Source organism: Marinospirillum sp., from assembly GCF_044810985.1.
Classification (GTDB): Bacteria; Pseudomonadota; Gammaproteobacteria; order Pseudomonadales; family Halomonadaceae; genus Marinospirillum.
On sequence record NZ_CP085242.1, the window covers coordinates 1,328,512 to 1,345,016 of the forward strand.

At 53.9% G+C, this 16,505-nt stretch carries 12 protein-coding genes; 3 read left to right on the forward strand and 9 right to left on the reverse strand.

Annotation, left to right across the window (positions count from 1 at the left end; translation table 11 throughout):
• Positions 1-134 precede the first annotated feature (134 nt).
• The 3 genes from LG323_RS06410 to LG323_RS06420 all read left to right on the forward strand — a co-directional run bounded on the left by LG323_RS06410 (position 135) and on the right by LG323_RS06420 (position 5,871).
• On the forward strand, positions 135-2,057 hold the full coding sequence (locus tag LG323_RS06410) for a methyl-accepting chemotaxis protein (protein WP_404419914.1): 1,923 nt from the start codon (positions 135-137) through the stop codon (positions 2,055-2,057).
• A gap of 17 nt (positions 2,058-2,074) precedes the next feature.
• A complete protein-coding gene (locus LG323_RS06415; protein WP_404419915.1) occupies positions 2,075-3,556 on the forward strand; it encodes a diguanylate cyclase domain-containing protein in 1,482 nt (493 codons plus the stop codon).
• A 128-nt stretch (positions 3,557-3,684) separates the two neighbouring features.
• The gene (locus LG323_RS06420) at positions 3,685-5,871 is read left to right on the forward strand and encodes a putative bifunctional diguanylate cyclase/phosphodiesterase (protein ID WP_404419916.1); all 2,187 of its coding nucleotides are present in this window, start codon (positions 3,685-3,687) and stop codon (positions 5,869-5,871) included.
• Here the strand turns inward: LG323_RS06420 and LG323_RS06425 are convergent.
• From LG323_RS06425 to LG323_RS06465, 9 genes are read right to left on the reverse strand one after another with little or no spacing between them, the layout of a single operon-like run.
• Positions 5,831-8,575: a sensor histidine kinase gene (locus LG323_RS06425; RefSeq protein ID WP_404419917.1), complete on the reverse strand. Its 2,745-nt coding sequence runs from the start codon at positions 8,573-8,575 to the stop codon at positions 5,831-5,833. The genes LG323_RS06420 and LG323_RS06425 overlap by 41 nt on opposite strands.
• A gap of 8 nt (positions 8,576-8,583) precedes the next feature.
• Entirely contained in the window at positions 8,584-9,282 is a 699-nt protein-coding gene (locus LG323_RS06430; RefSeq protein ID WP_404419918.1) for a response regulator, read from the reverse strand.
• Complete coding sequence (locus tag LG323_RS06435; protein ID WP_404419919.1) at positions 9,248-10,564, reverse strand: sensor histidine kinase; 1,317 nt, start codon at positions 10,562-10,564, stop codon at positions 9,248-9,250. Before LG323_RS06435 ends, LG323_RS06430 begins: the two co-directional genes overlap by 35 nt.
• Position 10,565: 1 nt before the next feature.
• Positions 10,566-11,879, reverse strand: coding sequence for a methyl-accepting chemotaxis protein (locus LG323_RS06440; RefSeq protein WP_404419920.1), 1,314 nt, complete (start codon positions 11,877-11,879; stop codon positions 10,566-10,568).
• 51 nt (positions 11,880-11,930) lie between these two features.
• Complete coding sequence (locus LG323_RS06445) at positions 11,931-12,299, reverse strand: response regulator (RefSeq protein ID WP_310695906.1); 369 nt, start codon at positions 12,297-12,299, stop codon at positions 11,931-11,933.
• Positions 12,300-12,329: 30 nt separating this feature from the next.
• Positions 12,330-13,088 carry a ParA family protein gene (locus LG323_RS06450; protein WP_404419921.1) on the reverse strand — a complete coding sequence of 253 codons (759 nt, stop codon included), beginning with the start codon at positions 13,086-13,088 and terminating at the stop codon, positions 12,330-12,332.
• Between the two features lie 3 nt (positions 13,089-13,091).
• On the reverse strand, positions 13,092-13,349 hold the full coding sequence (locus LG323_RS06455) for a hypothetical protein (protein WP_404419922.1): 258 nt from the start codon (positions 13,347-13,349) through the stop codon (positions 13,092-13,094).
• Between the two features lie 13 nt (positions 13,350-13,362).
• On the reverse strand, positions 13,363-16,122 hold the full coding sequence (locus LG323_RS06460) for a chemotaxis protein CheW (RefSeq protein WP_404419923.1): 2,760 nt from the start codon (positions 16,120-16,122) through the stop codon (positions 13,363-13,365).
• Entirely contained in the window at positions 16,115-16,504 is a 390-nt protein-coding gene (locus tag LG323_RS06465) for a response regulator (protein WP_310695910.1), read from the reverse strand. Before LG323_RS06465 ends, LG323_RS06460 begins: the two co-directional genes overlap by 8 nt.
• Between the last annotated feature and the right edge of the window lies 1 nt (position 16,505).

Consider the following 16,505-nt stretch of genomic DNA (forward strand, 5'->3'; position numbering starts at 1 on the left):
GCCAAAAAACCACATCTATTGATACTTTCTGTTAAGTGCAGCCTGAGTAGGGTTAACGTAATATCATTTTTTACTAAATAATATTTATTGTAATTAATTTACTGTTAATAATATTTCAAACTAGGGCCATAGCAATGATCAAATCCTTAAAAATTGGTGCGCGCATCATGGCAGGCTTTGCGCCTGTGCTCATCGGTATTGTGCTCTTGATAGCCTGGGTCGTCATCCAGCAGATCAACAGCATCGTTCAGGAAGCCGAACAGCGTGAATTGCGCAGTCTGCACACCCAGGTCGTAGACAGCATCAATGATGAAGCCCGCATTGCTTCCGCGCTTGCCGGATCTCTGGCCCAGCTGGATGAGGTCACACGCCTGTTTGCAGCCGGTGATCGCCAGGCACTGCTGGATCAGTTGCAGGGACTGAACCGCTTTCTGGAAGATGAATACCAGGTTCGCCAGTTTCAGTTCCATCTGCCACCTGCCACTTCTTTTCTAAGGCTGCATCGCCCCGAGCGCCATGGCGATGATCTCTCGGGGTTTCGCCATACCGTGGTTGAAGTCAACGAAACCGGCCGAACAGTCACCGGACTGGAGCTGGGTGTGGCCGGGCTAGGCATCCGGGGCGTTGTACCGGTTCAACACCAGGGCGAAGCCATTGGCTCCCTGGAGTTCGGCATGTCATTCGGCCAGGCCTTCTTTGATCGCATTCAGGAAGAAAGCCCTGAGGAACAGGGGCTGCAACTGGCCCTGCATACTCTGACGGACAAGGGTGATCTGGAAACCTTTGCCAGCACCTGGCAGGAGACAGGTATGCTGAAGCCTGACCAGCTCCAACAGGCACTGCAGGGTTCGGTCATGAGTCAGGTGCAGCTCGACAACCAGCCTTCTGCCGTTTATGCCGCCCCGGTTGAGGATTACAGTGGCGAGCCCATCGGCATTCTGGAGGTTGCCATTGACCGCAGCTACTATGCTTCCGCTCTGGCCGCTGCCCGCAACACGGTATTTTCCATCGGCCTGGTGGCCTTGGGTCTGGGCCTGGTGATTGCCTGGCTGGTGGGTCAAACCATAGTGCGCCCTCTGCGCAGCACCGTAAAAGCCATGTCCAATATTGCTCAGGGCGATGGCGATCTCACCTTGCGTCTGCAGGTTTCTGGCCGCGATGAGTTGAACGACCTCTCGAAAGCCTTCAACCAGTTTGCACAAAGAGTTCAGGATACTGTCAGTCAGGTGGCCGGCTCTTCCCAACAGCTTTCTGCGGCAGCTGAAGAGATGTCCTCCATCACCCAGGAAACCAATCGCAACAGCCAGCGCCAGAGCCAGGAAATTGATCAGGTGGTGACGGCCATGAATGAAATGACGGCCACGGTTCAGGAGGTGGCTCGAAGTGCAGAAACCGCTGCCGAATCCGCCAGGGATGCCGACCATCGCTCCCATGAAGGCACCCAGGTGGTGGAACACACCATCAGTGGTGTTCAGAACATGGCTGTGGGCATTGAAGAAACCGCTGAAGTCATTGAAATTCTGGGTCAGGATATTGAAAACATCAGCTCCGTGCTGGATGTGATTCGTGGCGTCGCTGAACAAACCAACCTGCTGGCCTTGAATGCTGCCATAGAAGCGGCCCGAGCCGGAGAAGCGGGACGCGGCTTTGCCGTAGTGGCGGATGAAGTACGCTCTCTGGCCAGCCGGACCCAGCAATCCACCGAAGAAATTGAAAAAATGGTGCATGGCTTGCAAACCAGGGCTCATGAAGCGGTTAACTCCATGCACTCGAGTCGCAGCAAGGCCCAGAAAACGCTCGAAGAAGCAGGCAGTGTTTCCACGGCCTTGAATACCATCACCCAGGCCGTTCGCCAGATCAGTGAAATGAACGAACAAATTGCCTCGGCAGCGGAAGAACAAAGCTCGGTTGCTGATGAAATCAACCGCAATATCATCAATATCAATGAAGTGGCAGAGCAAACCGCAGTAGGCGCTGATCAGACCAATACCGCCGGTCAACAGCTGGCGGAACTGGCCAGCAATCTGCAAAGCCTGGTCAATCGTTTCAAATACTAAAGGAAACTTTTTATTGTATGAAAAAGACCCGCCTGGTCAGCCTGCACCGGCGCATCATGGTTTTCTCCCTGCTGGGTGTCTTGCTGACCGGCTTGTTGGTGGGTATCGCCACGGCCATCCCCCTCTACCAGAATGCCCGCAGTAATCTGGAAGAAACCACCCGCGTCAACACCCAGGCCCAGGGGGAAATCATCAACAACCTGCTGGGGAAATACCAGGGCATTGCCCAACAATTCACCAGTCGCACGGAAATTCGACGCCGCCTGGAAGCTTACCTTCAGGGCCAGCTGACTCTGGAAGAGCTTCGGGCTTTTACTGAGCCACGCCTGGCGGATGCCATGTCCCTGTCCACCGCGGTGCAAGGGCTGCTGCGCCTGGCTGAGGACGGCAAGGTAATCGCCCGGTTGGGTGACCCCATCAGCCCCGATGCTGTCCGTAAAAAGCTGCAATCTGTCCCTGACCACCACCAGCAACTGATTTCTATAGCAGATCAACAGTTATTACTCATCACGGCCCCCATTCACAACGCGCAAGATGCACGAATCGGTCAGGATATTGTTTTTTTCAACCTCAAGGAAATCGGTGAAGTCCTCACCTGCACCGACCGTTTTGGCGCCCAGGCCCAGCAAAAACTGCTTCACCTGGCATCCGATCAGCAGTTGGTCGGCACAGCCAACAGCCTGCAGCTGGAACTGGGCCCTCTCAGTCCAGCATTAAGCAATATCAAGCAGTTGCTGACCCAGGGGGAAAGGGATCGCCAGCTGCTTCATAAAAACGGTCAACAACAGGTGTTCTTTTTCACACCTCTGACAGCACCCCACTGGACACTGGTCATCCAGCGCCCGGCTGATGATTTTTACAACCCCGCCTGGGCTGCGCTGCTCTGGCCGGGGATCACCATTCTGATCATGCTGCTCCTCAGTGCTCTGGGCCTGGCCCGTGTTCTTCGCCCCCTGATTGCAGATGCCACCCAGCAAACCCTGCGTGACAGCCTGACCGGGCTGGTGAATCGCAGCTTTCTGGAACAAAAACTGGAAAAGGCCGTGGCTCAGGCGGAACGGCGTAACACCCGGCTTTGCGTTATTTTCATGGATCTGGATCACTTCAAGGAAGTCAATGACAGCCTGGGCCATCAGGCCGGTGATCAGCTTCTGCAACGGGTTGCCCAGCGCCTGAAAGGCTTGATGCGCGAAAGCGATATTCTGGGTCGTCTTTCCGGCGATGAATTCCTGATCCTGCTGGAAAACCAGAAAAACCCACAGGTTGCCGAGCAACTGGCCAAGCGGATCATTCACTCCCTGACCCAGCCTTTTCTGATCAACCAGCAATCGATCATCATCGGTGTTTCTCTGGGGATCAGCCATTACCCTCAGGATGCCGACAATGCCAGGGATTTAATCCGCAAAGCTGATCTGGCCATGTACCAGGTCAAACAAAAAGGGCGTAATACCTGGCAAAGCTTTACAAAGGAGCTGGATGACGGCGGAACTGACATCTAATTTACTTGATTCTTAATTGACTAGAGGTTAAGTTATTACTGCTGCTAACCATTTAACCTAAGGTTGGGGACAAGGCCAGCGTGATCCGGCAGGGAAATCAGTTACCCTGCCTGTTTCAGGAAAAGCTTATGTCCACCAGTAGAAACCTGTTAATCATTTTTCTCCTGCCTGCCCTTTTTATTCTCTTCATTGCCTTGGTTTTTGGTACTTCCACCCTGACTCAAATCAAACAGGAATTCACCCATTTTCAGGAAGAAAACTATCAGGATCTGGCCATTCTGAAGCAAACTCTGCAACTGACAGAGGCCTTGGAAGACAACCAGAAACAGCTACTCCTTGGTATTCGTGAGGCAGATCAGAGCCTGGTGGGTGAACTGAAGCTGCACTTTTTACGCAGTGAGCAAAGAGCTCAACTGGCAGCTCTGGAAGCCCAGGCCACGAGCCTGGCAGCCAGCCCACTTTTCCAGGAAACCAGTCAGCGGGCCGGTGCTCAGTTACTCCAGGCCTTTCAGGAATACAGAGCTTTTGTAACCAGCGCCACCAGCCAGATGATCAAGGATCCCGAACAAGCCGAAAAACAATTACAGCAAGCCTATATGCGCTTCCTGGTTGCTTCTCAGGACATCAACAAAATTCAGTCCCAGTTAGCGGAGCAGTCTCAGGAAAGAACACAAAATGCCTCTTTGCAGTTTTTGACTGCTTCCCAGAATCAGCTGATTTCGGGTTGGGTGGCGCTGATCAGCTTGCTTTTAGTGACACTGGCGCTGGTTCGTTGGTTTGCAGGCAAGCTCTTGGTGGTCACTCAATCTTTAGTCTCTCTGGCCAACAAAAGAGAGATATCCCCTGCAGTCGAGGCGATGCAAAAAATGAAAAAAAGCGCCAGTGGTGAGTTTCAGCGTATCGCCACCGCTCTTTTGGCCTTTCACTCCTCAGAAAACAAGCGTCAGGAAGCTGAAAAACTGGTTAACCACTTAGCCTATTATGATCATCTGACCCAGTTGCCCAATCGCACCTTGTTTAATGAACACCTTCAACATTCTATGGAAATCAGCTTCAGCAACCAACGTCGAGGAGCCCTGATTTGTCTGGATATTGATCAGTTGAGCAGCATCAATGCCACCCAAGGGTTTGCTTTGGGTGACCAACTGTTAAAAGCCTTCGCCAAACGCTTATCCAGTCTGGTGAAAGACCAGACTGCGCTGGGCCGTCTGGGGGGTGATGAGTTCTCTCTGATTCTCGACAATTTACCTGTAAAAAAAGAAATTGCAGCCCATCAAGCCCAGGAATATGCCCAAAAACTCTTACAACACCTGGAAAAAAGTTATCAACTTGAAGGAGAAAGCTTTCAGCTTACCTGCAGTCTGGGTGTGGCCCTTTTTGCAGGGTCCCAGGATCAGCCGGGGCAGTTATTGCGTAAAGCAGAGACAGCCATGCGCCAGGCAAAATCAGAAGGTGGTAGTCAGGTCATCTTTTATGATCCCAGACTTCAGGCTGCCATGGAAAAACGCATCTGGATGGAAAAAGAGCTGCAGCAGGCCATCCATAAAAACCAGCTAGAACTTCACTACCAACTGCAGCTGGGGCCCCACAACCAGCCCATCGGAGCAGAGGCTTTACTGCGTTGGACGCATCCCAAAAAAGGACGCATCTCCCCAGGTGACTTTATCCCCCTTGCAGAAGAAAGTGATCTGATCCTCCCTTTAGGCAACTGGGTTTTGGAAACAGCTTGTCAACAACTGGCCAATTGGCAGAAGCAATCGACAACCCAGAAATTCTGCTTGGCCGTCAATATCAGTGCACGCCAATTCCAGAAGGGTGATCTGACCCACAGAATCGACTCTCTGCTCTCCCGTTATGCGATTTCCCCTGAGTGCTTGAAGCTGGAAATAACTGAAAGTGCTTTGATGGAAGATATGGAAAACACCATTACCCAAATGCAGGCCATCAGAAAACTGGGGGTCACCTTTGCACTGGATGATTTTGGTACGGGCTATTCGTCTCTACAATACCTGAAACGACTGCCCTTGGATCAGCTCAAGATTGACCAGATGTTTGTCAATGACCTACCGGAGGATGAAGAGGCCCGGGCTATCGTGGAAACCATTATTGCCATGGGACATGCACTAGGATTGGAGGTTCTGGCTGAGGGTGTGGAAACTCTCGATCAGCAGATTTGCCTGGCGCGTTTGCAATGCAACCGTTTTCAGGGCTATCTCTTTGCCCGGCCCCAGCCAGCTGATGAGCTGATCCAGCGCCTGACCGGTTCAGACCCGATCAGTGCAGAGGCTGGGATGTCAGAGGAAAACTCAGGGTAAAGAGGGCACCCTGTTCACTGTTAGTCACCCGGATTTCGCCCTGCATCTGTTTTTCAATCACCATCTTGGCCATGTAGAGGCCAATGCCACTGCCTTCTGCTTTGGTCGTAAAATAGGGGTCAAAGATTTGCGGGAGAATGCTCTCGGGAATACCCCCGGCATTGTCTTCAACACTCAACTCGGCCTGATCACCCTGCTTCTGCAGACGAACCCTGACCCAGGCCTTGTTGATTTTCTGGTCTTTAAGAGCCTCACGGGCATTTTGCAGCAGGACCAAAAGCACCTGAACCACTTCATTGGGGTAACCCTGCACCTGAAGGTTACGATCCAGACTCAGCTCCAGTTCCAAACCCTGCAGACTGGTTTGCATGACATCCAGTGACTGATCAACCAGAGCCGCCAGATTGAAAATCTCCGGTTCTTTGCGGGGGCGGAAAAAGGTCAGAAAATCCCTGACGGTCTGATTCATCTGATCAATCAGTTTGTCAGCCTGTTGCAGATGTTCATCAAAGCTTTCTTCGGTCAGCTCACCATAAGCCTTGGCATCTTCCAGATTGCCCAGTGTCAGGCGCAGGCTGTTCAGGGGTTGTCGCCACTGATGTGCAATATTGGAGACCATTTCGCCCATGGCGGCACGGCGGGACTGGTGCAGCAGCAACTCTTCCTGTTCTTTGACTTTTTCTTCAGCGGCTGAGGCCTCGGTTACATCGGTAATCAGGCCATCCACCCGCAGCGGCCTACCCTCTGCCGAGTACACCAACCAATACCGCAACGTCAGCACCCGCCAACCTTTTTGTTTGGGGTTGGCAAAACGAATCACTATGCGCCCGCGTCCGCGCTGGGCCATATGCTGTAGCTCATGCAGAACCCGGCCCACCTGCTTTTCATTGACACTGTCTTGCAAGAGCTTAATCGGATCATTCAACCAGGCACGGGCGGTATAACCCGTGAGATTGAGCACACTGGGGCTGATAAAACTCAGTCTGAAACGCCCCTTGCCACTGCTGGCATCCAGTTCGGCGGACCAGAGCACCGCTTCCATGGAATCCATGACACTCTGCAAATGCTGATGGGCATCCACCAGTTCCTGTGTGCGTCGGGCCACTGCAGCTTCCAGTTGCTGCTCCCGGCTTTGCAGCTCATCAAACTGCTCTTTAAGCAGCCGTCCCATCAGCTTGAGCTGATCACTCAACTGCTGGAACTCCTGAATCCGATAGGTTTCCGGCCAACGCCAGGCTTGCGTGGGAACCTGCAACTGCTGGGGAATCGCTGCAGCCACCTTCACCAGGTCCCGGATTGGCCGGGCAAACCAGGCCGCCACTCCCCGACTGACCACCAGGCCCAGCAACAACATCATAAAAGCCAGAACAAACAGCAGGCCATACATGCGGAACAGGTTTTCCTGCTCCAGACGCGGTGTGATCTCCACACGGAGCAGTCCCGGCAGAGGCGTATCCAGGGTGTCCAGGTTTCTTTGTACAAAGTAAATTGATTCGCTCCAGCGGGTAATATCGGTTTTTGCCTTATCCGGCAGCCAGTGTTGCATCCTCCCGGAAGAGTCCGCCTGATGGCTGGCGTCCAAAGGCAAGCGGCTGGATTCGCTACTGAACAACTCCTGTCTGCCCAGTTGCAGGCTGTAGACCAGATAGGGGTGATTGCTACCTGACAGAAGCTCACGTGGAAGATAATTTTTATCCACCAGACCGACTAGCCACTGGTTCTGCCCCTGTTCGGTGGGTAAACGTCGAAGCAGAAAAAGCTGACCAGTAGAGGCCAGGGTTTGGGTTCGCGCGGCACCCTTGGTTTGTAGCCGATCAACCGCCAGTTGTAAAAGAGACAGCTGCTTTTCCGTTAGCTGCTGACGGGGAGAAAGAGAGTTCATTGGCTGCCAGCCAGGTTCCGGCTCTGAAAGTGTAAAAAAAGCCTGAAAAGGGCTTTCCAAAGCATGGCGATTGAAACACTGGCGCTGTCCGGTAAAGCGGCCAAAATCAAAACTTGTGCATTGATGATAAATTTCCGGCAAACGGGTGTGCAGCTCTCGCAGATTATCCTCCAACTGAATGCGCAGCACCTGTTGGGTATGCTTGAGTTCCTGGTGGATTTCCTGTTTCGCTTTTTCCATCTGGAAGTGCCCCATCACCACCACCATACCCAAACTGCCCAGAATCAACATAAGAGTGGGTAAATAGAAAAACAAATCCGTAATGGCAAGCTGAGGCTGCTGTTTATTCCAGCGTCCTACCTTGTGGGCTGGCAGCAGATACGCCAGGGTCAGTGCCAGGGCTGCATTCGCCAGAGAGTTGAGCCCCTGTTTCCCCATCACCATCCAGACATCCAGCCAGGGCAGTTCCAGTAAATAGCGGTAAAAGGTGATAATCAAAGGGGCGCCAGCAAAAATCCAATAAACCCCCACCAGAAGAGTCAGTTCACGAAACTTGAAATGGCGCAGCAAAGACCCAACCAGCACCAGCTCCATCAGATAGTTGATTGCTGCCCAGGGGTGCCCCCAGACCAGCCAGGTGACCAAATAAGCAGGTAGGGCACTGCACAGGGCCAGAGGCAGTCCAAAGTAAAAAAGGATCAAATAAACAAGGATGCCACCCAGCAGCAAATCCACCCCAAACAGCAGTGGAAAGGGGTAATAATTGCCCAGGCAGGCCAGCAGTGTCAGCAGCAACCAGCTGCCCCACTGCCGGGAAGTCATCCTCTGCACTAGCCTTCCATCTCCCGGGCCAGGCGCATCAGTCCCAGGCTGCGTGCCATGGCTTTCACACTCAAGTGAGTTTTGGGGTGTTCCAGGTTCGGGTTGGCACCCGCCTTGAGCAGTAGGCGTGCAGCTTCTTCATTACGCATCATGACGGCAAACATCAGGGCAGAGTTGCCCTGACCGTCCAGCAGGTCAATATCGCCCATCTCCTCAGCCAGGCTTTTCAGGTCATCCAGGTCGCCTTCCACAGCAGCAATTCGCAAGAGAACCGCCTGACTGCGGCGCGACCCACCTTGTATCCTGCGCTCCTGTTCCAGGTGGCTCAGGGAATGGTGTTTGCCCAGGCGTAGGTTGATAGCTTTAAGCAGCCCTTCACGGGTAAAAGGCTTGGTCAGATAATCATCGGCACCCAGTTCCCGTCCAAAGCGCTGATCCTCGTCAGCCGTTTTGGCCGTCAGAAAGATAAAGGGCAAGCTGGCTGTGCGAGCATCGGCCCGGACTCGCTTCAGGAACTCAAAACCATCCATCATCGGCATCATGATGTCACAGACAATCAAATCCGGCAGCCGGTGTTTCAACTGGGCCAGGGCTTCCCCGCCGTTCATGGTTTTAAGGATTTCAAAACCCTCCAGCTCCAGCATTTCTTCCAGGTTCTCCAAAAGGCTGGCTTCATCTTCCACCAACATCACGGTCTTGGTCATCATCCTTCTCCTTCTTTGAGGCGGCTAGCGGTAGCCAGATACAAAAACAACTGCCTTCACCCAGACGGCTTTGAATCTCCAGGCGTCCCTGGTGAAGGTCAACAAAACGCCGCACAATTGAAAGTCCCAGGCCGGTACCCTGAACATTATCGACATTACTGGCCCGAAAAAAGGGAGCACCCAGGTGGGAAACCTCTTCTGCGGGAATACCTCGTCCCTGGTCAACCACCTGAAGGCAAAGTCCCTGATCTTTATAAAAAAACTCCACGGCCACTGGCTGGCCTGGAGAGCTGAAGCGGAGCGCATTGGATATCAGGTTGGTGAGTATATGCTGAACCAATTGCGCATCCAGAGGATAGCTGGCCTGGGGATCTTGCAGGCCATTGCTGACAGCCAGGGGGATGTCCAGCTGTTCAGCTAACGAGCTGAGATTGTCCACAACCTCACTCACCAGTTGATCCACCCGAACCGGATGAGGTGTAAAGTAGGTGCGACCTGCACGGGTTTTCTCCAACGTCAGCATTTCCTGAACCAGACCGTCCAGGTGGGTGATGGCTTCTTCCGAACGCTTGACGTGTTTTTGCAGTTTATCCAGCCAGCGGCTATCGGTTTCCTGGGCCAGTTTTTGGCAATACTGATCCATAAGCTGCAAGCTGGAAAACATACTCGCCAGAGGGGTGCGAAATTCATGGGTCGCCATGGACATGAATTCAGACTTCATACGGTTGAGGTTTTCCAGGCTGCTGACGGCTTCTTCCAGTTTCTGACGAGCCTGGGCTTCCATGCTCACATCATGAAAAAGCAACAACCGGGCCGGGGTTTCCTGCCACTGAATGGGGGTTTCCCTGACCAGAAAAACAACCTCTTCCGCCTCTGCATAATCACTGGACACCTGAAGTTGCATTTCCCGATCGGACTCCAGCTCCGGGAAAGCTTCCTGCAAGGAGGGGTAAACCGGTTTCACCGGGTCAAAAACATAACCTAAGGCAGCCAATAGTTGTTTGGCCGCCAGATTGGTCAGTAAGAGCTGACCTTTCTGATCCGTCACCAGCAGGGGTGCCGGGTGGCTGAGCAGCAGTTGTCGCATGCGGATTTCCGCAGCAATAAATTGCTTGAGCAGATCATGGGGGCCAGCGGTTTTTTGAGAATCAGCGGTGCCGATTTCCAGACGCACCGCCAGCTCCTGACCACGCTGGTAAGCCCTTTCCACCCGGGCGTTAAGCTGATGACGTTCCGTCTTCAGCCAGGTTTTCAAGGGCAGGGGCTGGCGAAGCAAAGGTGGCATATCAGAACAACTCTATATCCGGTAAATCCGCTTCCTGAGATCCACCCCCTTGCTGAGGCTGAGAGGTGGCTTTTTTATCCTGCAAGACAGTTTTGTGGGTCTGGCGCTGATCCTGCATCACATAACCTTCTTCGTATTTCTGTAGGTCGATGTGCAGGGTTTCCTTGGGCTTCTCGCCGGGATTTTCCAGCAGGTCCAGCAATGCCAGATCACTCTGGGATAATTGCTCCAGACCATGAATAACCTGTTCGATTTGTTGGCGAGACACATCCTGAAACTGGATAGATGACAAGGCCTTGATGACCAGATCCTTGAAACGTTCACTGACATTGAACATTTCTCCCACTAACTCACCATGTTGGGTAATCAGCTGTAGATAACCACTGCCCAGGTGTTCCAACTGGCCAGCAATTTTATCCAGCATCTGTTGTTCCTGATCCTTCATGCCTTCATCCAGCTCATCCCGGAACTGTTCCTGAATGGTTTCCACCATCTGCAGGATTTCGCCACTGATTTTCTCAGCGGCCTTTTCGGATTGCAGGGACAGATCCCTGACTTCATCGGCCACGACAGCAAAACCCCGGCCATGTTCACCGGCACGGGCAGCTTCAATACTGGCATTCAAAGCCAGCAAATTGGTTTGCGAGGAAACCTGCTTGATCAGCTCAATGCTGTCTTCCAGGGTTTTGGATTTTTCCAGTACCGCCAGGACTCTTTCCCGGTTGCTTTCCATTTGGTGGTTTTGCTTGCGAATCAGGGCACTGACATCTTCCAGAGCCTTCTGGTTGTCGGTTGCCTTGCGCTTGGAGTCTTCTGCCAGACTTTCGGTTTCCTCGCTGCGCTGACCAACCAGGCCAACAAAGGTTTCCACCTCCTGATCCATGGCATCCAGATGCTGCATCAGCTCCGTCACCGCACCTTCTGTATGGCCGTTCACTCTTTGCAGGTGCCCGGATAAAACACCATAGAGAGGCTGGCGTTCATCAAAAGCCTCTTCCGCCTGGCTGACCGCCTGCAGGTATTCCTTGAGCTGGTCGCTGAAATAGTGCACCAGATTGCTGGCTCCGGCGGTCAGATCCCCTTCCCGGTAAAAAGACCAGGCCGCCTGGGCCATCAGCACAACCAGTACCAGAAGCGTATTGAGGCTGGCCTGAACAACAGAAGCGGACAGTGCAAAATGTTCGGTCAACGCCTCCACATAGCCCTGGGTAAAAAACACCAGCAGCCAGGTCGCCACCAAAAAAAAGCTCAGCCGCCTGAGAAGTCGGCTTTCCAACAGCCTGGCTTTTTTGGGTACCGCTTTTTCACTTGCCATATTTCTGCCTACTTGCCTTTCAAGGTAAAACGGCCTGTCCTTGCCCCTGGATCAGGCACCCGGTAACACTTTTTTGATGATTTGCATGAGCTGATCGCCCTGAACGGGTTTGACCAGCCAGCCGGTGGCTCCTGCAGCCCGGGCTTCCTTACGTTTGGATTCCTGGGATTCGGTGGTCAGAACCAGCATGGGGGTGAACTTGAGTCCACTTTGGCGGGCCTGCTTGATGAGTTCAATGCCATTGATACCGGGCATGTTCAGATCGGTAATCATCAAATCCGGCTTTACACCCCCTTTAATCTTCTGCAGGGCTTCTTCACCACTTTTGGCCGTTTCCACCTGCAGATTATTTCTCTGCAAAACACCTTTCACACTCATCAGGATAGTCGGTGAATCATCTACGAGCAGCACTGTTTTCATCTCGGTTTCCTTTGCTTAATCAGTTAAAAGTCAAATCTTCAATAGCTGTTCAGTCATCATAAAATAATCCATGGCGCCCCTGGAGCGACCGGCATACTGACGAATCGGCTGTCCGGCAGCAAATGCTTCTGCCAGGCGCTGGTCACGGCGTACCCCCCGCAGCATGCGCCCGGGGCCAAAGGCTTTTTTCAACTCCTCCACCACCTCACGATGGCCGGGAACCTGGGGGTCAGCCATCACCGGCACGATGCCCAGCAGTTTAAGGCCGGGATTATCCCGACTCGCTACCCGGTAAAACAACTGGGTCAATTGGCGGACACCTTCAGCACCCAAATGATGGGGAACGGCCGGAATCAGGACACCACTGGCTGCCGTCAGGGCATTAATCAAAACCAGATCCACCGAAGGAGGTGTGTCCAGGAGGATAAAATCATAATCCTGCGCCTCTTCCAGTGCGCGCTTGAGTATGCCGGTATCCTCGGTTCCCCAGAGCCCTTCAAAGCGGGTATTGGCCGCCACCAGATCCAGACCCGGCGTTGCGGTCTTTAGAATCACCTCTTGCAGAGAAGGAGGCCGGTCGCTGAACAAGTCATGCAGGTTGGGCTGACCCGGTCGCCAGCGGATACCCAGGCCCAGAGCACAATGACCCTGGGAGTCCGTATCCACCAGCAACACCCGATACTGGCGTGCGGCCAGCTCTGCGGCCAGGTTAACCGCGGTGGTGGTTTTGCCCGTGCCCCCTTTGCGGTTACTGATGGCAAGTATCGGTCGGGTCAACTGCTCCAGCATGGTTTAAACCTTTTTTGGTCCGGCAGCCTCTTCCAGAAGAGGCTGTAACCAGCGTTTGATGAAGGCATCCCTAGCTCCCCGTTTGATCGGCCGGGGCTGCGCCAGAAGTGTCTGAAAACTGGCAGCGTGCAGGTGTTCACAATCGCTCAAGTCCAGTTGCAACTCCGGGTCTTCCAGGAGTTTTTCATGAATTTCTTCAGCTTCTTCCACACCACAGACCCCTTCCAGCTTGAGGGTGTCCTTTGCAATTGTATGGCTCATTTCATTTGTCCTCTCACAGCAGATTGGGAAGATCCAGCACCAGCAATACACTGCCATCACCCAGCAGGGCTGTTCCCTGGTAAACCCCCAGGCTTTCCAGAGCGCCTTCCATGGGTTTGAGAATCACTTCCACACCTTCACTGAAGTCATCCACCATCAGGGCCACGGGCTCGCCGCGCAGGCGAACGATCAGCAGGGCTACCTGGTCACTGTCTTGCGGCTCTTCCAGCCCCAGCAACTGACGGGAACGACAAACCGGCAGCACCTGTTCGCGCAGCATCACGGTTTCCTTGTCTTTAAACTGGTGCAGACGATCCCTGGGCAGGCGTACTGTTTCTGCAACCTGATCCATGGGCACACCGTAGCGTTGACCTTCAATCCAGATTTGCATCACCTGGCTGATGGACATGGACAGAGGCAGTTTCAAACGGGTTCGGGTGCCTTCACCCAGAGTACTTCGCAGCTCCAGGCGCCCACCGGCTTTTTCGATGGTTGTACGCACCACATCCATGCCGATTCCGCGGCCGGAGAGGTCCGTTGCGGCATCCTTGGTGGAAAAACCCGCAGCAAAAATCAGTTCCTGAGCTTCCTGGTCGCTCATTTCCTTGATGCGTCTTTCATCCACCAGGCCTTTTTCATAGGCTTTCATGCGCATGGCTTCCGGGTCGATACCCTTGCCGTCATCGGCGACTTCGATCACCACCCATTCATTTTCCTGCCAGGCCGCCAGGCGTATATGACCGGTTTCCGATTTTCCTGCTGCCTGACGTTCTTCAGGCATTTCAATGCCATGATCAATGGAGTTGCGCATTAGGTGAATCAGGGGGTCGGAGAGATTTTCAATCACATGCTTTTCGGCTTCGGTGTCCTCGCCGATCACGTCCAGTTCAATGGGCTTGTTCAGCTTGCGTGACAAATCCCGCACCAGTCGAGGGAAACGCTGGAAAACATGCGAAACCGGCAGCATCTGAACCTGCATCATGGCATCCTGAAGTGCCCGGGTGATACGGTTGATGACATTGAATTGTTCCCTGATCTCGCGGGCAATGCGCCTTTCACCGTAAACCTGTTCAGCTCTCTGGGCCAGAAACGGCAGAGTATTCTTGGCAACCACCAGTTCCCCGACCAGGTCACCCAGTTGTTCCACCTGTTCATGATCCACCTTGTAGGAACGAATCATGGGGGCGGCGGCCTTGCTTTCTGTCCCCGCAGTGGCCACGGCTTTTTTGGATTCAGGCTGCTGTTCCCTGGGAGCAGGCTGCTCCGAAGTTTGGGTTTTTACAGGAGCCGCTGCTTCGCCTTCCAGCCAGTTCTTTAAAGCCTGGTGCAGACTTTTGGCCGAGGTGGCTTGGGTCACGGTTTCGGGCAGCCGGGTCTGGGTGGCCGTTGCCAGATTGGCCAGGATTCTCTGGGCCGAGCCCAGCGCCCCCTCTTGAAGTTGGGGGTCGGTGCAACGAGCCAGAAGGCGCATTTGGTCCTCCAGCAGTTGCATCACCTCACTGCCCTCTTCCACGACCAGCAGGGGCTGCGAAGTGGCAGGCGAAGTCTGGACGTTTTCATCAGGTTTTGTCACCGGCTCAGGGGCCGGGGTTTGCTGACTGGGCTCCCAGGCCGCCAGGCGTTCGGCCCAGTCCAGTTGCTGGTGTTCATCCAACTGGCTGTCCGGTTCTTCCAGCGTGACCAGGAGGGTTTCAAAAACCAGGGCATCATCCGGGGTCAACTGGGTCACTTCCTTCAGCCACCGCAACAGACTGGCTTCGCGGCTGGCTGGATTCAACAACTCCAGCTGGATGTTCAGGCGTTCCAGCAATTCCTCTTGTTGACGGTTTTCCCAGAAGCCACGCAGATCCTCCAGCAAGGCAGGGTCGACCTCCATACCCAGAGGCTCCCCGGTGGGTTGAATCAGGTTCTCACGGGTCAGCGGCTGATAGTCCAGCTGTTCGGGGATGTATTGAAAATGCTCGGCCAGTTCCGCTTCACTGGTTTGCAAGAGAGCACCCAGGTGCAACTGACACCGATAAACATCGGCTTCTTCCGGGGCTTCCCGGCTGACGGGTTCAATGAGCGTCAAACCCAGCAGACCTGGAGCCTGGCGCAGGTTGAGCAAAGGGTCATCGCCTTGATAAAAGCAGCCTTCATCCGGGGTATAGTCCACCACCCAAAGGCTTTCACCTTCCAGTGCCAGACGGAAAGCCTGCATGCGGGCCGCTTCATCCAGCTGACCCAACCAGGTGGGTGAAGGTAGATCATCCACAGGGTCATCAAACACTCCCCAGTTAACTCCCTCGCTCCAGGCTTCAGAGCTATTCGGGTCTTCTTCCACAGCCAGAGGCTCATCAGCATCCGCTAGCGAAACGGGTGGGTTGGCTGCTTCCTGGCTGCCCTGGTGCGCTTCCAAGAGAGCGGCCAGCTCACCGGCCAAGTCTTCGGCCACCCGGTCGGCATCCTCGGGCAAAGTGCCCTGGGTATCCAGAGCATCCACCCAGGCACTCACCTGGTCCATGGCCTCCAGCAAGGCATCAATGCAACTGGCATCCAGACGGGTTTCCCCCTCCTTGGCCAACTCCAGCAGATTTTCGGCAACATGCACCACCTTGACCAGGGCATGGAGTTCCAGAACTCCACCCGAGCCCTTGAGGGTATGCACCTGACGAAACACCTCGGTCAGAGCTTCCGGGTCTTCAGGATTTTTTTCCAGAACCAGCAGGCTTTGGCCGGCTTTTTGAACCAGTTCGGTTGCTTCCTCAACAAAGAATTTCAGCAAATCATCCATGCCGGGCCTCCTCTACTCTGCCGGTCATCAGAAAAAGCACGCTGGACAGCAACTGAGGTTTGACCGGTTTGACCAGATAACCATTGGCTCCGGCCTGGTAGGCCAGATCCCGGTCGTGCAGCTCCGCTTCGGTACTGATCATTATGGCTGGCAGATCAGCCACTTCGGGGTTGCTGCGCACTTCTTTCAACAGGGTGTAACCATCCATTTGCGGCATATTGATATCCACCAGTAAAGCGTCATAGGCCTGCGGGGCCTGAAGAATCTTTTCCAGGGCTTCCAGACCATTGGCCGCTTCGTCAACACCGAAGTCAGCTTCTTCCAATAGCTGACGGTGATATCCACGTACCGTCTGGGCATCATCGACGACCAGGATTCTCATA